The sequence below is a fragment of the Colwellia sp. BRX10-3 genome (genome assembly GCF_014077505.1).
In the GTDB taxonomy this organism is placed as follows: Bacteria; Pseudomonadota; Gammaproteobacteria; order Enterobacterales; family Alteromonadaceae; genus Cognaticolwellia.
Window position 1 is genome coordinate 163,749 of sequence record NZ_JACGWA010000007.1, and the last position, 23,350, is coordinate 187,098.

18 protein-coding genes and 8 tRNA genes are annotated in these 23,350 nt (G+C 36.6%); 21 read left to right on the forward strand and 5 right to left on the reverse strand.

Translation table 11 applies throughout. The features are described 5' to 3' along the window. Window positions 1-94 precede the first annotated feature (94 nt). The 3 genes from H4J38_RS12055 (at window position 95) to H4J38_RS12065 (ending at window position 4,788) form a co-directional block, all read left to right on the forward strand. Window positions 95-919, forward strand: coding sequence for an MBL fold metallo-hydrolase (locus H4J38_RS12055; protein ID WP_182132036.1), 825 nt, complete (start codon window positions 95-97; stop codon window positions 917-919). A 48-nt stretch (window positions 920-967) separates the two neighbouring features. Beyond that, on the forward strand, window positions 968-3,187 hold the full coding sequence (locus H4J38_RS12060; protein WP_310733472.1) for an adenylate/guanylate cyclase domain-containing protein: 2,220 nt from the start codon (window positions 968-970) through the stop codon (window positions 3,185-3,187). A gap of 74 nt (window positions 3,188-3,261) precedes the next feature. Then, complete coding sequence (locus H4J38_RS12065; protein WP_182132037.1) at window positions 3,262-4,788, forward strand: mechanosensitive ion channel family protein; 1,527 nt, start codon at window positions 3,262-3,264, stop codon at window positions 4,786-4,788. A 430-nt stretch (window positions 4,789-5,218) separates the two neighbouring features. On the opposite strand, the gene H4J38_RS12070 is transcribed toward H4J38_RS12065, so the two are convergent. Both H4J38_RS12070 and H4J38_RS12075 read right to left on the reverse strand, forming a co-directional pair. Then, window positions 5,219-5,294: transfer RNA gene (locus tag H4J38_RS12070), tRNA-Val, on the reverse strand. Window positions 5,295-5,325: 31 nt separating this feature from the next. Further along, window positions 5,326-5,401 (reverse strand) — tRNA-Val (locus H4J38_RS12075). Window positions 5,402-5,681: 280 nt separating this feature from the next. Here H4J38_RS12075 and gltX point away from each other — a divergent pair. Then, window positions 5,682-7,094: a glutamate--tRNA ligase gene (gene gltX / locus H4J38_RS12080; RefSeq protein ID WP_182132038.1), complete on the forward strand. Its 1,413-nt coding sequence runs from the start codon at window positions 5,682-5,684 to the stop codon at window positions 7,092-7,094. Between the two features lie 95 nt (window positions 7,095-7,189). Here the strand turns inward: gltX and fabA are convergent, their stop codons facing one another. Continuing rightward, window positions 7,190-7,705 carry a bifunctional 3-hydroxydecanoyl-ACP dehydratase/trans-2-decenoyl-ACP isomerase gene (fabA, locus tag H4J38_RS12085; RefSeq protein ID WP_081153845.1) on the reverse strand — a complete coding sequence of 172 codons (516 nt, stop codon included), beginning with the start codon at window positions 7,703-7,705 and terminating at the stop codon, window positions 7,190-7,192. 176 nt (window positions 7,706-7,881) lie between these two features. Between fabA and H4J38_RS12090 the strand changes: the two genes are divergently transcribed. The 15 genes from H4J38_RS12090 to H4J38_RS12160 all read left to right on the forward strand — a co-directional run bounded on the left by H4J38_RS12090 (window position 7,882) and on the right by H4J38_RS12160 (window position 18,387). Further along, entirely contained in the window at window positions 7,882-8,136 is a 255-nt protein-coding gene (locus H4J38_RS12090; protein WP_172820659.1) for a hypothetical protein, read from the forward strand. Between the two features lie 137 nt (window positions 8,137-8,273). Next, the gene (gene uvrY, locus H4J38_RS12095) at window positions 8,274-8,918 is read left to right on the forward strand and encodes a UvrY/SirA/GacA family response regulator transcription factor (protein ID WP_182132039.1); all 645 of its coding nucleotides are present in this window, start codon (window positions 8,274-8,276) and stop codon (window positions 8,916-8,918) included. Window positions 8,919-8,920: 2 nt separating this feature from the next. Next, entirely contained in the window at window positions 8,921-10,774 is a 1,854-nt protein-coding gene (gene uvrC / locus H4J38_RS12100; protein ID WP_182132040.1) for an excinuclease ABC subunit UvrC, read from the forward strand. Between the two features lie 74 nt (window positions 10,775-10,848). After that, window positions 10,849-11,427 carry a CDP-diacylglycerol--glycerol-3-phosphate 3-phosphatidyltransferase gene (pgsA, locus tag H4J38_RS12105; protein ID WP_182132041.1) on the forward strand — a complete coding sequence of 193 codons (579 nt, stop codon included), beginning with the start codon at window positions 10,849-10,851 and terminating at the stop codon, window positions 11,425-11,427. Window positions 11,428-11,574: 147 nt separating this feature from the next. Next, a tRNA-Gly gene (locus H4J38_RS12110) sits at window positions 11,575-11,650 on the forward strand. Window positions 11,651-11,707: 57 nt separating this feature from the next. Beyond that, window positions 11,708-11,781: transfer RNA gene (locus H4J38_RS12115), tRNA-Cys, on the forward strand. Window positions 11,782-11,785: 4 nt separating this feature from the next. Beyond that, a tRNA-Leu gene (locus H4J38_RS12120) sits at window positions 11,786-11,872 on the forward strand. Between the two features lie 64 nt (window positions 11,873-11,936). Beyond that, window positions 11,937-12,012 (forward strand) — tRNA-Gly (locus H4J38_RS12125). 54 nt (window positions 12,013-12,066) lie between these two features. Then, window positions 12,067-12,142: transfer RNA gene (locus tag H4J38_RS12130), tRNA-Gly, on the forward strand. Window positions 12,143-12,204: 62 nt separating this feature from the next. Further along, window positions 12,205-12,291: transfer RNA gene (locus tag H4J38_RS12135), tRNA-Leu, on the forward strand. A gap of 453 nt (window positions 12,292-12,744) precedes the next feature. Next, entirely contained in the window at window positions 12,745-12,975 is a 231-nt protein-coding gene (locus tag H4J38_RS12140) for a hypothetical protein (RefSeq protein WP_182132042.1), read from the forward strand. Further along, window positions 12,972-13,643: a DUF2959 domain-containing protein gene (locus tag H4J38_RS12145; RefSeq protein ID WP_259365505.1), complete on the forward strand. Its 672-nt coding sequence runs from the start codon at window positions 12,972-12,974 to the stop codon at window positions 13,641-13,643. The genes H4J38_RS12140 and H4J38_RS12145 overlap by 4 nt, the downstream gene beginning before the upstream one ends. 144 nt (window positions 13,644-13,787) lie before the next feature. Further along, window positions 13,788-16,391, forward strand: a complete 2,604-nt coding sequence (locus H4J38_RS12150) for a DUF748 domain-containing protein (protein ID WP_182132043.1) — start codon at window positions 13,788-13,790, stop codon at window positions 16,389-16,391. Between the two features lie 284 nt (window positions 16,392-16,675). After that, window positions 16,676-17,491: a hypothetical protein gene (locus tag H4J38_RS12155; protein WP_182132044.1), complete on the forward strand. Its 816-nt coding sequence runs from the start codon at window positions 16,676-16,678 to the stop codon at window positions 17,489-17,491. Then, the gene (locus H4J38_RS12160; RefSeq protein WP_182132045.1) at window positions 17,488-18,387 is read left to right on the forward strand and encodes an ABC transporter ATP-binding protein; all 900 of its coding nucleotides are present in this window, start codon (window positions 17,488-17,490) and stop codon (window positions 18,385-18,387) included. The genes H4J38_RS12155 and H4J38_RS12160 overlap by 4 nt, the downstream gene beginning before the upstream one ends. A gap of 16 nt (window positions 18,388-18,403) precedes the next feature. Here H4J38_RS12160 and H4J38_RS12165 read toward each other — a convergent pair whose 3' ends face one another. Then, the gene (locus H4J38_RS12165; RefSeq protein WP_182132046.1) at window positions 18,404-21,013 is read right to left on the reverse strand and encodes an EAL domain-containing protein; all 2,610 of its coding nucleotides are present in this window, start codon (window positions 21,011-21,013) and stop codon (window positions 18,404-18,406) included. A 424-nt stretch (window positions 21,014-21,437) separates the two neighbouring features. Between H4J38_RS12165 and H4J38_RS12170 the strand changes: the two genes are divergently transcribed. Continuing rightward, complete coding sequence (locus H4J38_RS12170) at window positions 21,438-22,091, forward strand: cupin domain-containing protein (RefSeq protein ID WP_182132047.1); 654 nt, start codon at window positions 21,438-21,440, stop codon at window positions 22,089-22,091. Window positions 22,092-22,195: 104 nt separating this feature from the next. Beyond that, entirely contained in the window at window positions 22,196-22,678 is a 483-nt protein-coding gene (locus H4J38_RS12175) for a low molecular weight protein-tyrosine-phosphatase (RefSeq protein WP_404842614.1), read from the forward strand. A gap of 108 nt (window positions 22,679-22,786) precedes the next feature. On the opposite strand, the gene H4J38_RS12180 is transcribed toward H4J38_RS12175, so the two are convergent. After that, window positions 22,787-23,350: IS3 family transposase (locus tag H4J38_RS12180; RefSeq protein ID WP_182132048.1), on the reverse strand; the 564-nt coding region annotated here is incomplete at its 5' end.

The window sequence follows — 23,350 nt, forward strand, 5'->3', positions numbered from 1 at the left end:
CGAATCGTTGGTTAATTATGTGGTACTCAGAGTATAAGTAACCAACGATGTAAGATAAATTCAATATTTTAGCCATTTATTAAGTAGAGTTAATATGAAAGTAAGCTTTTATGGTACCAGAGGTTCATGTCCATCGCCGGGTAAAGACACCCTTAAGTATGGTGGAAATACCGCTTGTACTTTAATTGAAGCAAACAATGGTAAAAAGCTTATTTTAGATGCTGGCACCGGTATTCGTAGACTAGGTGATGAACTTGTCAAACAACAGGAAGATATCTACTTGTTGGTAACTCATAATCATTTCGATCATATTCAAGGCTTTCCATTTTTCAAACCAGCCTTTCAAGCACAAAGAAATATTTATATCTATCCGGCAATAACTCAACCCAATGAACCTAAAGCTATCGTTGAACAAATGCACGGAAGTTATTCGCCCATTGCCAGTACTATGCTGCAGGCTAATATTCAATTTCAATTTCCTGATTGGCAACTACAGCCAATAATAATTAATGGCTTTAGTGTTTCCAGACAACCGATTAATCATCCCAATGGTGGTATGGCGTATTTAATTTCTTGTGACAATAAAACCGTTGCTTACGTTACTGACAATGAGTTGAATTTTCCAAATCCTGTAGTTACTATTTCTCAATGGATAAGTATTGTTAGCGATGTCGATTTACTGATCCATGATGGTCAATATGTCGCGTCAGATATGCCCCTGAAATTTGGTTGGGGTCATTCCTTGATTTCAGAAAGCCTAGATTTAGCTGTGCAAGCAAAAGTGAAAAATTTAGCCATTTATAGTCATGATCCAGAACGAACTGACGATGAACTTGATCAGTTACAAGCAGAAATTAATAATATGAATCAGAACGTAAATGCTTTTTTAAGTATGGAAGGGCAAGTAGTACAATTGTAGGCCGTTATCATTATTATAATCTTCACGATGCAAGGAATAATTATCTAGGTGTTTAGTTATATTAAAAATAAGAAAAATGCCATTCTTGCTGGTCTGCTTATTAGCTCATGTGTTATTTTTTTACAATTCACTTCCCAGCCGGACGTAAAGCAATTACTGGCTAGGTTCGACGGTATATTTTACGATCTTAGACTGAGATCTACGCTAGAAGATAGAGGCTTAACTGATCAAGCTATTTTTATCATTGATATTGATGAGAAAAGCTTAGCAGCTGAAGGTCGTTGGCCTTGGTCACGCAGAAAGTTAGCTGATCTAGTGAATAAATTAGCAGAAGCAGGCGTCGCTGTTGTCGCATTTGATGTGTTATTTTCAGAGCCAGAAAGAAATCCCGCTGATGTTATAACAAAGCATTTACGCGCTGTGAATATGGACATTCCCAGATTTCTTAGCGAAGCAAAATTAGCCTTAGATGCTGATCGATTATTTTCCGATAGTTTGTCTAATACTGATACTGTGCTTGGACTTTTGTTCCAAGATGAAGATAAATTAAGTAAAGGACAATTGCCTTTAAGTGTTATCAATAAGCCAGTTGATATTGATTTAAATAAACTAATACGCGTATCTTTTCCCAATTACGAAAGCAATATCGACATTTTGCAATCTCAAACTTTTGGTAGTGGTTTTATTAATTCAACTCCAGATGAAGACGGCTTTATTAGACGGGCTGCGTTAATTGCTGAATATAAAGGTGAATTTTATCCATCATTAGCACTAGAAGCCGCTAGGTTACTGACTTTTACCGATAAAATAGATCTAGAGATTGTCGATATTGGTAAAGGCGTAAAACAAATTGCGGGGGTTAAATGGGGTAACGATGTTATACCAACAGATGCCGCAGGTAGAGTGTTAATACCCTTTAGGGGCAAGCGTAAAAGCTTCCCCTATATATCGGCAACGGATGTATTGAGTGGTAAAGTTGCACTGAATAAATTAGAAGGTTCAGTAGTCTTTGTTGGTACAAGTGCTGTCGGATTATCTGACTTAAGGGCAACACCCGTTGAGTTAGCCTATCCAGGTGTTGAAGTTCATGCCAATGTTCTTGAAGGACTATTACATCCTGAAATTTTGCCACACCAGCCAGATTGGTGGGAGGCTGCAATCGCTATAATTTTATTTGTTTTAGCGGTATTTTGTGTATTCTTATTTCCAGCAATTGGACCGTTACCGTTAATGATAACTGGTACTTTAGTTATGGTAATCACTACCTATGCAAACTTTTGGCTTTGGCAACAGCATCATATTAGTTTGATGTTAACTACCAGTTTATTGCTGATTTTCTTGGTTGGGTTTTATAATTTAGCTCTCGGGTTTTTTAAAGAAAATAGTCAAAAGAAAATCATTAAAAGTATTTTTGACCAATACGTCCCTCCTGCCCATATTGATAAAATGTTAGCAGATCCCAGTTCAGTGAATTTAGATGGTGAAAGAAAAGAAATGACGGTACTTTTTTCTGATATTCGTAGTTTCACGTCAATTTCAGAGTCTTTAAGTGCATCTGATCTGAAGAATTTATTAAATAAATATTTTAACCCTATTACCAAAAGTATCTTTGATCATAAAGGAACGATTGATAAATATGTTGGTGACATGGTGATGGCTTTTTGGGGAGCACCTTTAAATGATCCTGAACATGCGCAAAATGCCTTAAAAGCCGCGTTGGATATGCTTGATATTACCACGCGCTTAAGAGTGGAATTTAAACAAGCGGGTCTGCCTGAGATTTATGTTGGTATTGGTCTGAATACAGGTGATATGAGTGTTGGTGATATGGGATCAGAATATCGCAGAGCCTATACAGTTCTAGGCGATGCGGTGAACCTTGGAGCTAGATTAGAGAGCTTAACAAAGTACTACGGCGTTGAGTGCTTAGTTAGTGAGAATACTAAAGTGCAATGCCCTGATTATAGTTTCAGATTTATGGATTGTGTAAAGGTGAAAGGTAAAAGTGAGCCGGTTACTATTTTTGAACCCTTGAATGAAACACAATTGGCTGAAGTGACGTTTGATGAAGAAATTGCAGCTTATGAGCAAGCTTATCAATATTATTTATCGCAAGATTGGGCTTTGGCAAAGCAAGCATTTATAGAAATATCATCTACTTATAAAGACCGGAAAATTTATCAAATATATATAGACCGGATTAGTACGCTAGTAGATTTGCCGTATATTGAAGACTGGAATGGCGTGTTTACTCATACCGATAAATAAACAGTTGCCAAATATATTTTATGGAATATATGGCGACATACTGATACACCAATGATAATAATGTTGGAGTTTTAATGATCCTAACCACTATGTTTACCGCCAGTATTATCTCGGTAGCTTTTCTCATTACCGCAGCGCTGTTGCGAGCCTTTTCGCCGGGCAATAATACGCAAATAAAGCGTGTCGCTTATTTTTGCTTAATTTATTTATTAACGGTTGTGTTCCTGCAGTTTTCTGAGATTTATGCGTGGAGTGAAGCTTCGAATACTGTTGATAATATTGCATTTTTAACCGGCTGGATAACCATAATTGAGCTGTCTTTAATACTTTTGTTTAAGTTAGCACTACCGAAACTTGGACAGCATCCACCATCAATTATTGCTGATTTATTCTTAGGCATATCCATTATCATTTTAATCGCATTAACTTTGCGTAACTTTGGTGTTGATACGGCAAGTATTGTAACTACATCAGCAGTGGTAACGGGTATCTTAGCCATTGGATTACAAGCTACTCTAGGTAATATTATTGGTGGTGTAGCTTTGCAACTTGATCGTTCAATTAAAATCGGTGATTGGATACAGCTTGAAAATGGTAAACAAGGCAAAGTACAAGAAATCAGGTGGCGGCACACTGTGATACAAACCCGAGATTGGGATACGATTATTGTACCTAACTCGTCATTGTTATCAGCCAATATTATTATTTTAGGCAAAAGGGTAGGTGAGCCATTACAGCACAGAATGTGGGTATATTTTAATGTGGATTTTCGCACTAATCCTTCACATGTTATTGAAATAGTTCAGAAAGCTCTACAAGCACCTCCTGAGATTTTAAATGTCGCTAAAACCCCACCACCCAATTGTATATGTCTAGACTTTTCAGGAGATAATCGTGACAGCTATGCCCATTATGCTGTGCGCTATTGGCTAACAGAAATTAACGATGATGATCCAACTAGTTCTTTAATTAGGCGTCGTTTATATGCAGCCTTACAACGCGCAAATATTCCGTTAGCTATACCTGCTTCACAATTATTTATCGATAATGACAATAATGAGCGGCGGAAACGTAAAGATCAGAAAAATATAGAAAAAAGAGTTGAAGCATTAAAAGAGATTGGTTTCTTGAAAGTATTAACTGAACAAGAATATATGCAGTTGGCTAAATCATTACAACCTGTTCTATATACTCAGGGTGAGAATATAATGATCCAAAATGATCAAGCAGATTGGCTGTATATTTTAACTGAAGGTAGTGCTGAAGTTTGGGTAGGTTCAGCTAAAAAACAAAGTAAAGTAGCCGATATTACAGCCCCGACGTTTATTGGCGAAATGGGGCTTATGACCGGCGCACCAAGGAGTGCAACTATAGTAGCAAGTACAGATGTGTACTGTTATCGTTTACATCGAAATGATTTTCAAGAAATTATTACTAAACGGCCAAGTATGATAGAGCAAATATCAACAGTTTTAGCTAAACGTGAAGTTGAAACTCAAACAATAAAAGAACGTTTAAATAAAGATGCGAAAAATCAGAAGATCGATGAAATATCTGTTCACCTATTGACAAAAATGAGCGCATTTTTTGGTTTAGATTAGAATTAACTCCATAGATTAAATAGATTTTTATATTTGTTATAAATACTTATTTAATAATTTACACCGCCAGTAATTAAGGCCGATTTACCATTTGGTCTTAATTATAAATGCTTAGTTATAGGTGCTAAGTTATATTAAAAAATTAACTTCTCAATTTATAGTATTCAATTCCATCAAACCTACTTTTACTATTTTTCATAGGCCAATTATTCTCCCTAATACCTTAAGCTTTAATAACTAGGTGCGGGTGTAGAGAGAAGAAGGTGCTTCACAACTTAGCTCATAATTTATTTGCTATTACTTTTTATCAGGAAAATAGAAGTGGTGGACGATACTGGGCTTGAACTCGTGAATCGGCGCGGATGGCAAAGGGTAGAATGTGCTCTGACTTTTTTTAATTAGGTTTTATTGGTTTTTGATAAATAAAGAATGGTGGACGATACTGGGCTTGAACCAGTGACCCCCGCCTTGTAAGGGCGGTGCTCTCCCAACTGAGCTAATCGTCCATTTTAGTTTTACTTCTATATGGCATAGAAATGGTGGACGATACTGGGCTTGAACCAGTGACCCCCGCCTTGTAAGGGCGGTGCTCTCCCAACTGAGCTAATCGTCCTGCTCTATTGGGGCGTATTATAGGGAGATCGAAAAAGCTGTCAACCAAAACTCAGTAATTTTTTATATTTTTTTTAACTATTTAGCTTGAGCGCTCTAAATTTAGACAGACTGATGGTTTTGTGAACTTTGTTTTTATTTGTCATCTATCATAGCCAATAAATTTAACGCGCTAAAAGGTGTATTTCCTGTGCTTGCCTGATAAAATACTGGCAACTTTATTAATAACCTTTGTTTAATTTATTTACTTAAACAAATAGATATATTTCATTGAGACTTTTATGACTTTAACAACTCGATTTGCCCCTAGCCCTACGGGATATTTACATGTTGGTGGTGCTCGTACTGCTTTATATAGTTGGCTCTATGCTCAAAAAAATGGTGGCGACTTTATTCTTAGAATTGAAGACACCGATATAGAACGTTCAACACAAGCTTCTGTTGACGCCATTATGGACGGCATGAATTGGTTAGACTTACCATGGACACATGGACCTTACTTTCAAACTCAACGTTTTGACCGCTATAAAGAAGTTATCGAGCAATTATTAGCTTCAGGCAACGCTTATCGTTGTTACAGCACCGCTGAAGAAGTTGACGCGATGCGTGAGGAAGCTAAAGCAAAAGGTGAAATTGAGAAATATAATGGTTTATGGCGTGAACGTACTGATTACCCAGAAGATAAGCCATATGCTATTCGTTTTAAGAATCCGTTAGCCGGCGATGTTGTTATTAAAGATATGGTTAAAGGTGATATTACGATTAGTAATGAGCAACTTGATGATTTAATCATTGCGCGTTCAGACGGTACACCAACTTATAACCTAACCGTTGTTGTTGATGATTGGGATATGAAAGTCTCTCATGTTGTGCGTGGCGATGATCATATTAGTAATACACCAAAACAAATTAATATCTTAATTGCCTTAGGTGCAACAGTTCCTGAGTATGCTCATATTCCTATGATATTGGGTGATGACGGTAAACGTTTATCAAAACGTCATGGTGCGGTTGGTGTGATGCAATATCGTGATGACGGTTACTTACCTGAAGCATTACTTAATTATTTAGTGCGTTTAGGTTGGTCACATGGCGATAAAGAAATTTTCTCTCGTGAAGAGATGATTGAGTTATTTGATCTTAAAGATTGTAACCGTGCAGCTTCAGGCTTTAATACTGATAAACTTATTTGGGTGAATCAGCATTACATGAAAACGCTAGAACCTGCTTATGTTGCCACTCATCTTGCATGGCACATGAATGAACAGGGCATTAATATTGAAAATGGCCCCGCACTTGAAGACATAGTTAAAATACAAGCGGATCGCGTTAAAACACTCAAAGAAATGGCGCAAATTAGCCGCTACTTTTATGAAGATTTTACTGAACTTGATGCCGGCGCTGTTAAAAAACATTTACGTCCAGTAGTTAAAGCGCCATTGTTGTTAGTAAAAGAGAAGTTAGCCGCGTTAACTGATTGGTCACCTGCAGCTATTCATGCCGCGATTAACGATACTGCGACTGAACTTGAAGTAGGTATGGGTAAAGTTGGTATGCCATTGCGTGTTGCGGCTACTGGTGGTGGTAATTCACCGTCATTGGATATTACTCTAGCGTTATTAGACCAACAGAAAGTTTTAGACAGAATTAACCAAGCTATTGCTGTTGTTGATGCACGAATTGCAAATAGCTAACACCTAAGATTTAAAATGTATTTAAAGTTAAATAAACAAAAGCCAGCGTAAATGCTGGCTTTTTATGTTCAGGAAAAAATTGTTTAAACTAATGTTTAGAATTTTGTAGTGTCAGTAAATAAACCGACTTTTAAATCTTTCGCTGTGTAAATTACACGACCATCAACAGATACTGTACCGTCAGCTATACCCATAAATAGTTTACGTTTAATCACGCGTTTTAAGGTGATTTTGTAAGTTACTTTTTTCGCTGTTGGTAAAATTTGACCAGTGAATTTAACTTCACCTACACCTAAAGCACGTCCATGACCTGGGCCGCCTGACCATGCTAGGAAGAAACCTGTTAATTGCCACATAGCGTCCAACCCCAAACAACCAGGCATTACCGGGTCACCTTTAAAATGACAATCGAAAAACCAAAGATCAGGCGTTATGTCTAATTCAGCAATAATTTCGCCTTTACCATGTTCACCACCGTCATCAGTAATGCTAACAATTCTATCCATCATTAACATATTGTCAGAGGGTAATTGACTATTACCAGGGCCAAACATTTCACCTGTACCTGCTTTGACTAGGTCTTCTTTCGAGAACGAATTTTGTTGTTCCATGTGATCACTTAGATTTATTAATAATTTCAAAGGCGTTACTTTAGCGAACACTTGTACGCTAAACAACTCCGAACAGTTAAATAAATCAAGATTTTACTTAACAAAGGTAAATAAATTTGTAAGAATTGGTTATGCGTAACCGCTAGGGTTTTAAACCTATAAAAGGTAAAGTATTGATGAATATAAAAAAGAAAGCATTAACTAATGCTGAAAAACAAAAGCGTTATCGCGAACGACAAAAAGACCGCGGTAAAAAAGAAATGCGCGGTTATCTCTCACCAGAAGCGCAAAAATGCTACGAATTGATTGCTGATCAAACAAAATGGAATGACAGTATCATTTTAAGTAATGCCGTTCGTTTGACTTACGCGGCATATAAAAATGGCCAAATTGGTTTGTTGAATAACTGGTTGAATAAAAATGACCTGTAATTCTTGCTTATTAAACACTTTTTAGGTGAAATAAATTCATGTGAAAGCAGGAATTTATATTGTGTTAAAGGCCAATTCGCTATATTATTTTTATTAATTCTACTGCTTTTAATGAAGTGTTATAAGGTAATCTTACGTTGATAAATGTTTTGTTAGTTGATGACCATGAGTTGGTTCGTACTGGAATACGAAAAATACTGGACGAAGTAAAAGGACTTAAGGTGATTGGTGAAGCCAAAACAGGCGAGGAAGCCGTGCAGTTTTGTCGTAAAGTCGAACCTAATGTTGTTCTGATGGATATGAACATGCCAGGTATTGGTGGCTTAGAAGCGACGAAAAAAATTATTCGTTATGCGCCTGATGTAAAAGTTATTGTGTTAACGGTTTATAGTGAGGACCCCATTCCGACCAAAGTTATGCAGATTGGCGCAGCTGGTTACCTTACTAAAGGTGCTGGTCCTGATGAAATGATCAATGCAATTCGTGCTGTGAATAGTGGTCAACGCTACATAACACCTGAGATTGCCCAGCAAATGGCGCTAAGCCAATTTAAATCCCCAGATGAAAACCCTTTTAGTAGTTTGTCTGAACGTGAATTACAAATCATGCTAATGATCACGCGTGGAGAAAAAGTACCTGATATTTCAGTACAACTAGTACTTAGTACTAAAACCATCAACAGCTATCGTTATCGCATGTTTGAAAAGCTTAATGTTGGTAATGATGTTGAGTTAACTCACTTGGCTATACGTCATGGTATGTTGAAGACTGAAGTTCTATAGTATTGTCTGAAAATATCTTATCAAATGATGAAACATTATTTGATCATAAAGCATTTCTAGCCGCCGTTTCCGAACAAGCCGGGGTTTATCGTATGTACGATATAACCCAAACGGTGATCTATGTAGGTAAAGCTAAACAGCTAAAAAAACGACTAGCGAGTTATTTTCGCAAAGATGTTGGTAGCAATAAAACTCGCGCCCTAGTTAAACAAATCTCAGCTATTGACGTTACCGTAACGCATACGGAAGGCGAAGCGCTGATCCTAGAAAACAATTATATTAAGAAGTACCAACCTAAATATAATATTTTACTACGCGACGATAAATCTTACCCCTATTTACTTATTACCGATCACAAACACCCAAAGTTAGGCTTACATCGTGGCGGTAAAAAAATTAAAGGTGATTACTTTGGTCCATATCCAACCGTAGGAGCCGTTTGGGAGAGCTTACGCCTTATGCAAAAGCTTTTTCCATTACGACAGTGCGAAGACAGCTATTATCGTGCCCGCAGTCGCCCGTGCTTACAATATCAATTGGGCAGGTGTTCTGCCCCTTGTGTAGATAAAATATCGCCAGCAGATTATCAAAAGCAAGTTCAGTTAGCTAAGTTGTTCCTCAAAGGTAAAAGCAACAAAGTGATTGAGCATCTGGTAGAAAACATGGAAAACGCCAGTAAAACGCTAAACTTTGAACATGCGGCAAAATATAGAGACCAAATAGCGACCTTGCGAAAAGTTCAGCAGCAGCAGTTTGTTAGTGGTTCAGCCGCTGAAATGGATGTTATAGGGCTTCATCGTCATAAATCTCAAGCTTGTATCCATTTATTATTTGTTCGCGACCATAAAATATTAGGTAGCAAAAGTTATTTCCCTACCGTGCCAGTTGATACCAGCGATGCGGAAATTATTGCCGCTTTTATCAGCCAGCACTATATCGGTAATGAACTTAATTTAGGGGCTATTCCAAAAGAAATTATTATCCCTGAGGCAATTGAAAATCAGCAAGACATAGTTCAGGTGATTATTGAACAGGCAGAGCATGATGTAAAAATGTCGCATAATGTACGCACTGAACGAGCGCAGTATCTTAAATTAGCGTGTACGAATGCTGCTACCGCTTTAATGACCCGAAACTCCCATAAAGAATCAATGCAGGCTAGATTCTTAGCGTTAAATGAAGTGTTTGAGTTAACCAATGGGATATCACGTATTGAATGTTTTGATATTAGTCATACTATGGGGCAACAAACGGTAGCGTCGAATGTGGTTTTTAACCAAGAAGGGCCATTAAAAAGTGATTATAGGCGTTATAACGTTCATGGTATAACACCGGGCGATGATTATGCTGCTATGGCCTTTGCTTTAGATAAACGTTACAGCAAAGTCACAAGTGAAGAAAAAATGCCCGACATTATTTTTATTGATGGTGGAAAAGGACAGTTGGCAAAAGCAGAAGATTTTTTTGCTGGTGTTGATCAAGTAAAAACACCGTTATTAGTCGGTGTTGCTAAAGGAGAGTCGAGAAAACCTGGCCTGGAAACTTTAATTTTAGCTGGTAGTCATCAATTAATATCGTTACCCGCGACATCACCGGCTTTGCATCTAGTACAGCATATACGCGACGAATCTCATCGGTTCGCAATAACTGGGCATAGGGCAAAACGACAAAAGGCCAGTAAAAAATCGACATTAGAAACTATTCCAGGAATAGGTGCTAAAAAAAGACAAGCACTTTTACAGTATTTAGGTGGCTTACAAGAAGTTTTAAAGGCCGATAAAGCAACATTGGAAAAAGTACCGGGTGTTAGTAAAAAATTAGCGGAAAATATTTATGACACCTTGCATGACAATTAGCACTCGATCTGTGTAAAATGTCTGTAATACCAATTCAATCTTGATCAGTTAACGATAAGAATATAAGACATATTATGTGGACAATCCCCAACCAAATTACATTATTTAGAATTGTGTTAATCCCGGTTTTTATCCTGGTGTTTTATTTACCTGTATCGTGGAATCATTTTGGCGCATTTGTTGTCTTTTGGTTCGCCGCTGTTAGTGACGCGCTTGACGGTTATTTAGCCAGAAAACTTAATCAATCGTCCGCCTTTGGTGCCTTTATTGACCCCGTTGCCGATAAATTAATGGTGGTTGCTGCGCTGGTTATTTTGATTCAAGACTTACAAGTTTGGTGGATATCAATATCTGCGATATTAATGATCGCTCGTGAAATATTTATTAGTGCCTTACGTGAGTTTATGTCTTCACGTGGTAAAAGAGACATAATCGCTGTTTCACAAATGGGTAAATATAAAACTGCTGCACAAATGTTAGGTATTATGGGATTAATTTGGTATCCAACTTATGATATCCCATTAATTTTGTTTGAATTTCCGCATGAAATATTACTTTTCGCTGCTTTTAGCTTTTATGCTATCGCAACTGTGCTTACTTTTTGGTCTATGGTGGTTTATTTTAAAGCGGCTTGGCCAGAGTTAAGTAAGTAATTAGGCGTTAATTGGTGTTTTTGTAGCTAAAAAAACACCAGATTAGTCGCTTTTTGAGCAGTCAAAACAAAATTGATATTAAAGGGTTGACTCATCAGTTTTTCAATGTAGAATGCGTTTCCAGTTGACAGGGAGTCAACAGATGAAGCGGCTGTAGCTCAGCTGGTAGAGCATCACGTTGCCAACGTGAATGTCACGAGTTCGAGTCTCGTTAGCCGCTCCAATTTCTCTTTAAGAGAAAAATCTAGGGAATACTACCTTACTCGTAGTTGATGAAAATGGCGGGTTGGCAGAGTGGCCATGCACCGGATTGCAAATCCGATTACCTCGGTTCGACTCCGGGACCCGCCTCCACATTGCCCGAGTGGTGGAATTGGTAGACACAAGGGATTTAAAATCCCTCGCTTGTAAGAGTGTGCCGGTTCAAGTCCGGCCTCGGGTACCATTTCATTAGTACAGTAGGGGTGTTAATACATATTGGCGTATGTATAGTAAATTTAAAATATGAAGCGGCTGTAGCTCAGCTGGTAGAGCATCACGTTGCCAACGTGAATGTCACGAGTTCGAGTCTCGTTAGCCGCTCCAAATTTTAAATGTGTTAAAAATCTTGATTTGTTTGTGATGAATTAGGACGATGAAGCGGCTGTAGCTCAGCTGGTAGAGCATCACGTTGCCAACGTGAATGTCACGAGTTCGAGTCTCGTTAGCCGCTCCAAATCTGATAACTTTTGTTATCAAAGTAGGGTTCCAATCTCTACTATAAAAAATACTCTCGTTGCCCGAGTGGTGGAATTGGTAGACACAAGGGATTTAAAATCCCTCGCTTGTAAGAGTGTGCCGGTTCAAGTCCGGCCTCGGGTACCATCACTGATTCATTCAGTTTTATGTGTTTTTAAAGCAATTCAATAATCCTTATAAAAAACGTTGATTAATATTCACGACGTTACTTTCTAAACTTTACCAATTTATTTCGTTACCTCATTTAATTTTAAATTTCGTTATACCTATTTTACGAATTAACTGAACATTTCTATTGAATTAAAATAACTTTGCTCTAACTGTTGTAATTAGTCACAGTTGATTGATTTTAAATAATAAATTTATTTAATACCCACTAATATAGTTAACTGTAAAAACAAATTTGTTATTGTCTGCTTGGAAAATAAACATAAAAATCGCTATTTTCAATCAAATGTTATGTCTTATTTTTTTACAATATATCGATGTAATAACAGCAGCTTACAAATTAATCTAATGCTATACTTTTAACAATAATCGATATATTAATGACAAGTATTTTACATTTAGGAGATTTTTATGGCACAGCAAGGTTCTGGCGGTAATGTTTTAGCAGCAATATGCAGTTTCTTTATTCCTGGTTTAGGGCAATTGGTTCAAGGTCGTATAATACCTGCTATTTTGTTTTTTGTTTTTGCGAGCATTTTTTGGGGACTTTCATGGTTAGTTTTCCCTATTGTATTTGCGGCGATTACACATTTATGGGCAATTATTGATGCAGCAAAATTCTCCAGCGGAGATAATTTATGAAAACTGTAACAATGCAAAATAGCGTGGTATCAAAATTATCTATAGCTGTTATTGCGCTCGTGCTGCTTGGTGGGTGTCAGTCTGCTTATTATTCTGCTATGGAAAAAGTAGGTGTACATAAGCGTGATATAATGCTGGATAGAGTCGAAGATGCGCAGACGTCACAAGAAGATGCTCAGGTACAATTTAAATCTGCATTGGAACAATTGTCTCAACTGATAAGTTACGATGGTGGAGATTTGGCGGCACAGTATGAATTGGTTAATGACCAATACGAAGCCAGTAAGGCTTCAGCTGATGAAGTAGCGTCTCGTATTGATGACATTGAAAGCGTTGCCGATGCATTGTTCGATGAATGGAACGAAGAAATTCAACAATATTCTAGCAACAGCTTGAAACAACAAAGTCAGCAAAAGCTGAGAAAAACTGAGCGAACTTATCAAACATTGATCAAGTCTATGTACAGAGCCAAAGACCGAATGGCACCAGTTTTATCAGCGTTGAAAGATAATAGTTTATATCTTAAGCATAACTTGAATGCTCAAGCTATTGGCGCATTGCAAGTTGAGTATAAAGCCATTAAACGTGATGTTGAATCTTTAGTAGCTGACATGAGTAAAGCGATAGAGCAGTCACAACAATTTATCGACTTGTTAAAAGCCGAGTAGCTTGTTTAGCTTTTTATTATACGGACTATCGCACTTACGTTGCGATAGTCAGTATAATCTTTAAATCACGTAAAATAGAACAGTAGCATTAGCCTAAATACTTGTTCTTGGCCGTGTTATCTCGTCAATGTATAGGGATCTAGTATGGGCCGTTATTTCAAACGCCTTATTCAAATTTTAGTTATCATTTTTATTGTTATTTATACACTCATTTGGTTACTTTCACCGACTATAATTCGTTACGGCATCAATACCTACGGTTTACCAAAACCTTTGCTACTTACTGATACATCTAGTATTCGCTATAACCCATTTACAGCACATTTAACTATTAGCGATTTAGAAATAAAAACTAATAAGCAGGCTAGTGCACTTAAACTGCAAAGTCTTAATGCAGAACTTCACTTGTATCAATTATTTTTTGATAAAATTTACGTCGCCGAATTTACACTTAATGGCATATTTATCCCTGTAACGGTGAATGATTCATCACTCAATATTGCTGGTTTTGAGCTAATGTCTGAAGCCCCTGAACCAGAGCCTAAAGCGGATCCAGTTAGGACTGATTTTCCTTATCAAATTATCGTACCCGAATTTTCCTTGACCGATGCCCATATTGAATTGCTGTATTTTTCACAAAAACATAATATTGAATTAGACTCATTTTCTTTGCAGAATATTTTACTGTCACAAAATGTTCAAGATATTAAATTAAATTTAGTCAGCCATTTAAATGGCGCACCAATAGAAATAGCCATAGATGGTAGTTTACTGAAACAACAAGGCGAAATTAGTGTTGAGCTTAATGCTAAAAATATTGAATTAAGTGCGACAAAGGCATTTTTACCGCCATCAATTTTATCGCTTGATGGCAAAGTTAGCTATGCAAGCAAATTTAATATTGTCATTAACGAAACAGATACCTTAATCAATATTAATAAAATGGTATTGGCTGTTGAAGATCTTTTGGTTAAACAGGAAGATTTAACGCTGTCAGTTACAAAACAAAAAATTGTGTTTCAAGATACCTCGTCGTTATTACCTGTAACACCAACTTTTAATACTGACAATAAGATATACAAGGCTGATATAAACAATATAACACTCAGTAAAGAGCAAATATTAGTTAATATAAATGACTTGTTGGTGAGCATTGAAGACTTGCATGTTGAGCAAAATAATATTGCTATTGATATTGACAGTCAAAGTGTTCAGGCTAAAAACTTAGCTATTTTATTACCCACCAATAATCCGATAAGTGTCGATGCAATGTTGAACTTTACTGTTGATGGTGTTTCGGCAAAATCGAATAAAACTGAAGCCTTATTAGCTGAAATTGCAAAATTATCAGTTAATAATATTGTACTGCAATATCAGCAAAACATAGCGAAAGTAAATATTGAAAGTGTAGAAGTTGCCAAGAGCCAGTTTTCAAAAAATATTCAACAAAATATGCCTGCTTTAGCCGCATTTAATGGTTTGTCGGTAAATAACATCGAATATACACCTGAGCTTATTGCCATTAATGACATTAGCTTATCTGGGTTTGTGGCTAATGTTTTATTAGATAAAGATAAGCAATTGTCTACGCTTGTTGCGTTAGCTAGCCCTGACGATATAAAAAGTAATAACACAGAGCAAGAAAGTAAAGCCGTTGATAATGAGCCTGTAACACAAAAAGTTGCAGTCGAAGTACCAGAAGCAAGTAAACCAGCTAAGCAGGTATTTAGATTGGGTCAGTTTACCTTGCTCGATGATGCACAGATAGACTTTAAAGATAGTAGTGTTACCCCGCATTATGAGCGTAATGTAAATATTACTCGTTTACTTTTGACTGATATTGACACGGGTAAACCTGAGCAAGAAGTTGTATTTGATATGCAAGGTAAGAGCGACAAATACGCTAACTTTGATATAAAAGGTCATGGTTTACCGTTTGCTGAACTGCAGAAATTCAGATTAAACGCTGTAGTTAAAGAACTTAGTTTACCCGGGATTTCTAGTTATATTAAGCAGGCTTTAAAGTACGAAATTGAAAGTGGGCAACTTGACCTTACTATTACTGCTGGCTTGACCGGTAATAAAATTAATGGCAATGTCGATATTTTACTACGAGGCGTAGAGTTTACTGCCGCTGATAATAATGAAAGGGGCGCAATAACAGATGGATTCAGCGTACCGTTTAACGTTGCCTTAGGTATGCTAAAAGATTCAGATGGTAATGTAGAACTGACTTTACCATTGAAAGGCGATACTAGTTCACCATCTTTCGGCTTGTCAGGTTTATTAACTCTACTGGTTAAGCAGGCGACGATGTCAGCAGCGAAAGATTACTTAATTACAACATTTATACCTTATGCCAGTGTAATGAAAGTCGCTATGGCGGCTGGAGAGTTCGCGCTCAAATTAAGAATTAACGACTTAATTTATCCGGCCGCGGCAATAGAGCTGAATTCAGAACAACTTGAGTTTAGTCGCCAAATGTCGGTGATGCTAGCCGACAGAGGCAATATTAATGTTAAGCTTTGTGCTGTAGCAACCGCGAGTGATATTGAATTAGCAGATGCTTCACAAGCCCATCAACCTGAAAACATAGCGCGTTTAAGGGTAATATCACAACAACGTGTTGATTTATTTAAAGCGCATATGGTTGAGCAATTAAAAGTGCCTTCAGCACGGCTATTATTTTGTACGCCACAAATAGATACTTCTAAAGGGGCTAAGCCACGGATAAAGTTTGTTATTTAAGAATATTATCCGCTTGCAGAATAAGCATGCTTTATAAAATACTGTTATATATTAATTAAAAATTCGGCTGTTACGCCGAATTTTTTTGTCTTAAAAAAAAGTTAAAATTGGCCATTAGATAAAAAATATCATTATAAAGTTCTTCAGCTTTTAGTCTTTTTTAGTAGTGATTTTACTCATTATACAAACTCAGATTAATATTTAAATTTTATCAAAAGGATAAAGCTCGCTTTTTGATAAAATTCCTTTTAAGGTACTAAAAATAATAAAATTATCGGTGCCGATTGAACATCAACCTGACTAGATTATCTAATATAATCATTTTTGAAATAGTACGTTTATTTAAAACTAAACGTGGCTTATTAGCGTTATTAGCCTTTGCAACTATCTGGTTTATTATTCTGTATTATTTTGTTGGCTCAGCGTCAGCCATAGTAACCTCGCATTCATTTGAAAGCATGGCGCAAAAATTGTTTGGTGCGTTAGGGCTTTCAGCGTTATTAGAATGGCCTGTTGCTGAATACGCTATTTATTGGCTGGTGGCGATATATTTTTATCCAAGTTTTGCAATACTGGTGTGTAGCGATCAATTTTGTTCAGATAAGCATCGTGGCACATTAAGGTTTATTACTTTACGCGCAACCCGAGCAGAGTTAGTACTGGGGCGTTATTTAGGTCAACTGCTCATTATCGCGATATTAATATTGTTGACTTCGATTGCGACTACAATACTAGCCAGCGTACGAGATATAACCCTTTTATCCGAGAGTATACTGCTCGGCAGTAAATTATCTTTAGAGATATTAATCGTGGTTATGCCGTTTATTGCGTTAATGTCGTTGCTTAATACGTTTGTTAACTCCTCAAGACTTGCGATTGTAGCCGCAACCTTGTTCTTTGCATTAGGCCCTTTAATTGTTGCTTTTATTGAATATCAATTTGGCCAAAAATTTTATCTCAATTTATTATTTCCAGGTGAGCAAATAAGCAGTGTTTTGTCTCAAAGTAGTGTGATTGCTAGCCAATACTTACTGCCATTAATACAGACTACTGTATTGCTTATTACAAGCCATTTAATTATGAAGAGGACATCATTATGAGTTTAATTATCGATGTTCAACAAGTATCCAAACGATATGGAGATAAAACAGCATTAAGCAATGTTGAGTTCTCATTAGAAAAAGGCGCGCCAGTTGCTTTAATTGGCCCTAATGGTGCGGGTAAAACTACTTTGTTCAGCTTGTTATGTGGCTACATTCAGCCATCATCAGGTAGCATAAGTATATTAGGACATGCGCCAGGAAACTCGGCACTGTTTGGGCGTTTATCAGCTCTGCCTCAAGACGCACAATTAGACCCTAGATTCACCATCGCTACACAGTTAAACTTTTATGCTCGCTTACAAGGTATGAGTAATAAACTTGCCAAGGACGATACGATTCGAGTTCTAGAGATGGTGGGATTATTGGATGCGGTTAATAGCCTTCCCAGTGAGTTATCGCATGGTATGCGAAAACGAGCAACGATAGCGCAAGCTTTATTAGGAAACCCTGAAATTGTGATGTTAGATGAAGCAACCGCTGGGCTAGACCCTGCTAATGCGAGAGAAATAAGGACTATAGTTGCTGAGCATGCCAGCGAAGTAAATTTTATTTTAAGCTCTCATGACCTTAGCGAGCTTGAACGGTTATGTGATCAGGTGCTTTATCTCGAAAACGGCCTTTTAAAACAACATCAAACGCTTGGTAATAATGACAGCGCACGATTTATCACACTGAGAATGAAACAAAATCATCCAGAAATTATGCCAGCCATTTTACAAATAGCAGGTGTTAACCAGGTTGATATCACACAAGATAGAGAATATTTACTGACTATTAGTAATGAAAAAGCCTATATAAATATAGAGGTAGATTTGTTAACCGTTTTAGCAAAAAACAATTGGTCTTATACTCAACTTATTAATGGCAAAACCTTAGAAAACCAACTTTTTTAACGAAAAAAATCTAAGACTATTTTCCTACGGGAAGATAGTCACCTTCTAAACTTGCCGGTATTTGGCCATTAGATAAATGCTTAAGCCAGTTCAAATAGTTTTCATAAGACATAGGCTTAGCATAATAATAACCTTGGCCAATATCACAACCGAAGCTGCGTAAAGTATCTTCATCTAAGGTGCTGTTTATGCCTTCAGCAACTACTTCTAAGCCTAATCCTTTGGCCATTTTTACCGCTGTTTCAGCAATAACTTTACGTTTATTATCGCTACAGACATTCTCAACAAATTCTCGGTCTATTTTTAGTTCTTGAAAAGGCAACTGATTAATTTGTGACAGAGATGAATAACCCGTACCAAAATCATCAATACTAATGGTAATACCCAGTTCAATAAGCTTGTCTATCGTTTGAATAGCAATATTGTTTTGAGCGAAAGAGATGGACTCTGTTAACTCGAAAATAATTTTTTCAGCTTTAATATCACTGCGACTAATTATTTTGGATACATCATCAATAAAGTTTGCTTGGATAAGATCTTTACCACTGATGTTGATAGATACCATATGGTTGAGACCTGTGTGTTCAGATAGCGCGGCTTGCTGGCTTAGTGCGGTTTCTACTACCCATAATGTTAACGACGGCATTAAGCCAAAATCTTCTGCTACTGAAATAAACACATCAGGTGATATAGCGCCAAGTACAGGGTGATTCCAGCGAATTAGGCATTCGCTACTACAGACTTTGTTAGTTTTTAAATCGATCTGTGGTTGATGAAATAATTCAAAACCTTGATTCGTTATTGCTTGTTCCAAATCAATAGCTAATTGTATTGAAGAGGGGCTATTTTCACTGTCTTTGTGTGCGAAGTAAGCCCACTTGCTCAGGCTAGATTCCGCATTATTTGCTGCTATTGATGCATTACTGATCAAACTTGCACTTGAACTACCATGTTCAGGGAAGTCAGCTAAGCCAACATATGCAGATAAAGGCAATTTAAGATTTTTAATATAAAAAACATCGTGGGCAGCTTGCTGAATTGAGTTAATGAAGAGCTCTATGTCTTGTTCATTTTGTGCATTATCGATAACCAAAGCTAAACTGCAATTTTCTAAATAGCATAGTTTCTCGAACTGATCCGTGATATTGAGCACGGCATCATTAAATCTGAATAATGATGAAAGTTTTTGGTTTAAGCCCTGAATAAATTGAATTCGTGTTTGTTCATCTATGTAAAGCTCTATGCGCTGAAATTGCTCTGGTTTGATCACCATAACCGTGAAGTTTTGATGCTCATCTTTTAACATTTGGCTAATTTTATGCTCTAAATTGGTTTGTCTCGGTAAATGATTGCTTTGGTGGTAGGCAATCATCGTAAGCTTCTCTTGCTCGTTACGGCGAATGCGGTCAGCTAAGGCAAATGCCATGAAGCTTACTTCAATCATGATAGCAAATAGGAATGCATTGCCAGTTAAAAAGCTATATTCAAGCTGATTTAGCAGCACCATAGGCTGAATAACAGCACCAATTAACAAAGGCAACCAAGATATAAAGTAAAAGCGTGCCCAGGAAAAATCTTGTTTTAAGCGGTTAAAAATCAGGTAAAGTGCGACGATGTAAAATAATGGCTGCAAAGAAAAGAACAGCTTGGTTTGTGCTAACTCATCAAGAAAAAGAGAATACAACCCTAGCAAACTTACCATTACGGCAAAGGCCAATGAAACTTTGTAAGCCCAATGTTTTAAACGATCATATCGTAAAAAGTAAATGGTAAATAACAGCAAAAATATAATCAGTAAAAAATCGGTAAAAATGAGATGTTTATTGAGAAATTGCATTACCTTCTCGGAAAAAAGAAAGTATCCGTAACCTGTCAATGAAGAAAGTACAGCAAAAGCAGATAATAAATAACCAATATACAATAAATAAACTTTATCTCTACCAGCGAAATATAACACTAAGTTATAGATTGCTATGATGATCAATATGCCGATAAATGCGCCATATATCAGCTGAGATAGCAGTAATCTCTGTTCGAAGTCTTGTGGCGTAAATAGCTGTAAAGGTATATTAGGAGGCCCAGAGTTTTTAACTTTTATTAGGTATTCGCTATGTCCGAATTGATTGAGTTGCAATCTTGCATATGGGTATACAGATTGGCTTGATTTTTTTGGATTTGGGAGCTTATGGAAAACTTTTTTTGGTGCGGTTAATGTACTGAGCTCATAAACGATAAATGTATTAAGCATACTATGCTCAGCCATTAAAATTAGCTGCTCACTGCTACTGTCTTCAACGAAGCTTTCTTGTAAATTGGCAGTAATTTTGGTGTTACCAATAGGGTAGTGTAGGGATAGTTTTATCCAATAACTTTGCTGTGCTAATGCATAAGGGATACTATTTAAATCACTCTCAATGAATTTAGCATTACTCAATATATTATTAATATCAAGGTTGTTATTTTCATCTATGTAATAGCTACTGTTAATGGTGAATGCGCTATTTGATTCATTTATATTTTTTTGGTCAATTTCATGAATAAGACAAGCAAAGCTGACGGTAATAGCACACAAAATCACCGTAATGAAAGCCGTGAAAAATCTTTTGCTTAATTGGGAAAATATCAAAAATAAATACTCATATAAGTGAATAATAATGACGGGATATATTCCCCTTACAGCTAACTTTTAGGTTTACGGTATTCTTAAGTGCCGGCATACATTATTTGTTTAACAAGGAATAGTTTAACTCTCAGGCTTTACAAGTTATATTTATTCCCTTGGATAATAAAAACTCAGTCCATATATTGTACAAATCAGCTCAAAAAACTGTAAAGAATTTGTTAGATTAGAGGCATGTAACAGATTTTGTCTCCCTATATTAATAATGTAGCAGAAATATTACTATCAAGTAATAATTTTAGTAATGTTTGAAATGGGTTTAATGAATAAAATTCAAAGATTAGCGATTAAAACCCGACTATTAAGAAGATAGTTTTGGTTGTTCAATTAAGTTTAATCTAAGTAAATAAAGAGCCTAAAGGTGGCTGACATGATAAATATGGATTTTACAAAGCGAGTTGTTATCAACACTAATGAACAAGCCTGGCAAGATAGTCCTTTACCAGGTGTAATGCGTAAACCATTAGCACGCGAAAATCGTGAAAGTGGACATGCAACCAGTGTAGTTAAATATGAAGCAGGAGCCAGTTTTAGCTCTCATAATCACCCTTTAGGTGAAGAAATACTTGTTCTTTCGGGTGTTTTTTCTGATGAAACTGGAGACTTCCCTGCTGGTAGCTATTTTCGTAATCCTAAAGGTTTTGTGCACGCCCCATTTAGCGTTGATGGTTGTGAGCTACTGGTTAAATTACACCAATTGTCGCCATTGGACAATCAACGTATTTTTGTTGATACTAATAAACAGGAATGGCAAGCAGGGTATGGTAACTTAAAAGTTAAACCACTACATAATTTCGAAACTGAATCTGTAGCTTTAGTCTTTTGGCCCGCCGGAGAGAAATTTATATTGCATAGCCATTTTAGCGGTGAAGAAATATATGTCATTAGTGGTGAGTTAATTGATGAATTAGGCCGTTATCCAGCAGGTAGTTGGATTAGAAGTCCACATTTAAGTGCTCATCATCCCTTTGTTGAGCAAAATACTTTGATTTGGGTTAAAACTGGACATTTAGCTGGTAGCTAAAAAGCTTTCAATAGTTGAATTGTAATAATAGTCATTGAATAATGGTTAAGTTGTATATTATTAATCATTCATCGGATTTTAAAAGAAAAAATAGGAATTTCTCTGTGATCAATAAAGTTGATTTAACAACTGTGAAATCTATATTGTTTGTTTGTATGGGCAATATATGTAGATCGCCAAGCGCAGAAGCGGTTTTTCGACAAAAAGCACGAGCGCTATCATTAATAATTGACTCAGCTGGAATCGTTGGTTCACATGCCCGTGAAAAGCCTGATCATCGGGCACTAAAAGCCGGTATCGCACGTGGATATTCGTTTGATAAAATTAAGGCTCGTAAAGTCACAGAAGAAGACTTTGAAAAGTTTGATTTGATATTAGCGATGGATCAACAAAATGTGAAAGACTTAATGAAGGTTGCTCCAGAAAGTCTGCAATATAAAGTACAGCTCTTTCTAGATTATGCTGAAAATTTCGATGATACTGAGGTGCCTGATCCTTATTATGGTGGTGCTAAAGGTTTTCAGTTTGTTTTAGATTTAGTCGAAGATGCTAGCAATGGCTTAATTAAACGTCTTCAAAGTGCTTAAGCGCGACTAAGGGTGATATTAATTGAGTAAGTAATCAATTAATTAAGTACAGCGATAGAAAATTAATGTCTAACAGATAGTGTCCCGTCCTAGAATATGTTGACGGTTTTAATGAAAGGCCAGTGGCTTAAGCTTCGGGTCTTTTTTGTGCACTTGGTTTGGTGTTTTCATTGCCAAACTTAAGTGCGGCCTCATTTCATTATAGATAAATATTGATTCTTTAACGAGCTGACTTAACTCTTCAATATTACGGCATTTATATAAAATAAATTCTTGTTTTAATATCCCATTGATACGCTCAGCAAGTGCGTTTTGGTAACAGTCATATCCATCGGTCATCGAGGGAATGATATTGTTTTCATATAATTTTTCTTGATAGACTTGAGAGCAATATTGTAAACCTCTGTCTGAGTGATGGATCGCTTCATGCTGATAACATCTATTCTTCAGTGCCATATCTAATGCTTTTACTACATCAGTTGCTTTCATTTCATTACTAAGCTCATATCCCATTATCTTGCGGCTATAAGCATCGGTGACTAATGATAGGTAATGTACACCTTGCTCTGTTTCAACATAGGTTATGTCGCTTACAAACACTTCTTCAGGCGCTGATGACTTTACTTCTTTTAATAGATTGGGATGCTTTCTCATCCAATGCTTACTGTTTGT

Coding starts and splice junctions, on each gene's coding strand:
- H4J38_RS12055 (WP_182132036.1), top strand. CDS start 95: ATGAAAGTAAGCTTTTATGGTACCAGAGGTTCATGTCCATCGCCGGGT.
- H4J38_RS12065 (WP_182132037.1), top strand. CDS start 3,262: ATGATCCTAACCACTATGTTTACCGCCAGTATTATCTCGGTAGCTTTT.
- gltX (WP_182132038.1), top strand. CDS start 5,682: ATGACTTTAACAACTCGATTTGCCCCTAGCCCTACGGGATATTTACAT.
- fabA (WP_081153845.1), bottom strand. CDS start 7,705: ATGGAACAACAAAATTCGTTCTCGAAAGAAGACCTAGTCAAAGCAGGT.
- H4J38_RS12090 (WP_172820659.1), top strand. CDS start 7,882: ATGAATATAAAAAAGAAAGCATTAACTAATGCTGAAAAACAAAAGCGT.
- pgsA (WP_182132041.1), top strand. CDS start 10,849: ATGTGGACAATCCCCAACCAAATTACATTATTTAGAATTGTGTTAATC.
- H4J38_RS12140 (WP_182132042.1), top strand. CDS start 12,745: ATGGCACAGCAAGGTTCTGGCGGTAATGTTTTAGCAGCAATATGCAGT.
- H4J38_RS12145 (WP_259365505.1), top strand. CDS start 12,972: ATGAAAACTGTAACAATGCAAAATAGCGTGGTATCAAAATTATCTATA.
- H4J38_RS12150 (WP_182132043.1), top strand. CDS start 13,788: ATGGGCCGTTATTTCAAACGCCTTATTCAAATTTTAGTTATCATTTTT.
- H4J38_RS12160 (WP_182132045.1), top strand. CDS start 17,488: ATGAGTTTAATTATCGATGTTCAACAAGTATCCAAACGATATGGAGAT.
- H4J38_RS12170 (WP_182132047.1), top strand. CDS start 21,438: ATGATAAATATGGATTTTACAAAGCGAGTTGTTATCAACACTAATGAA.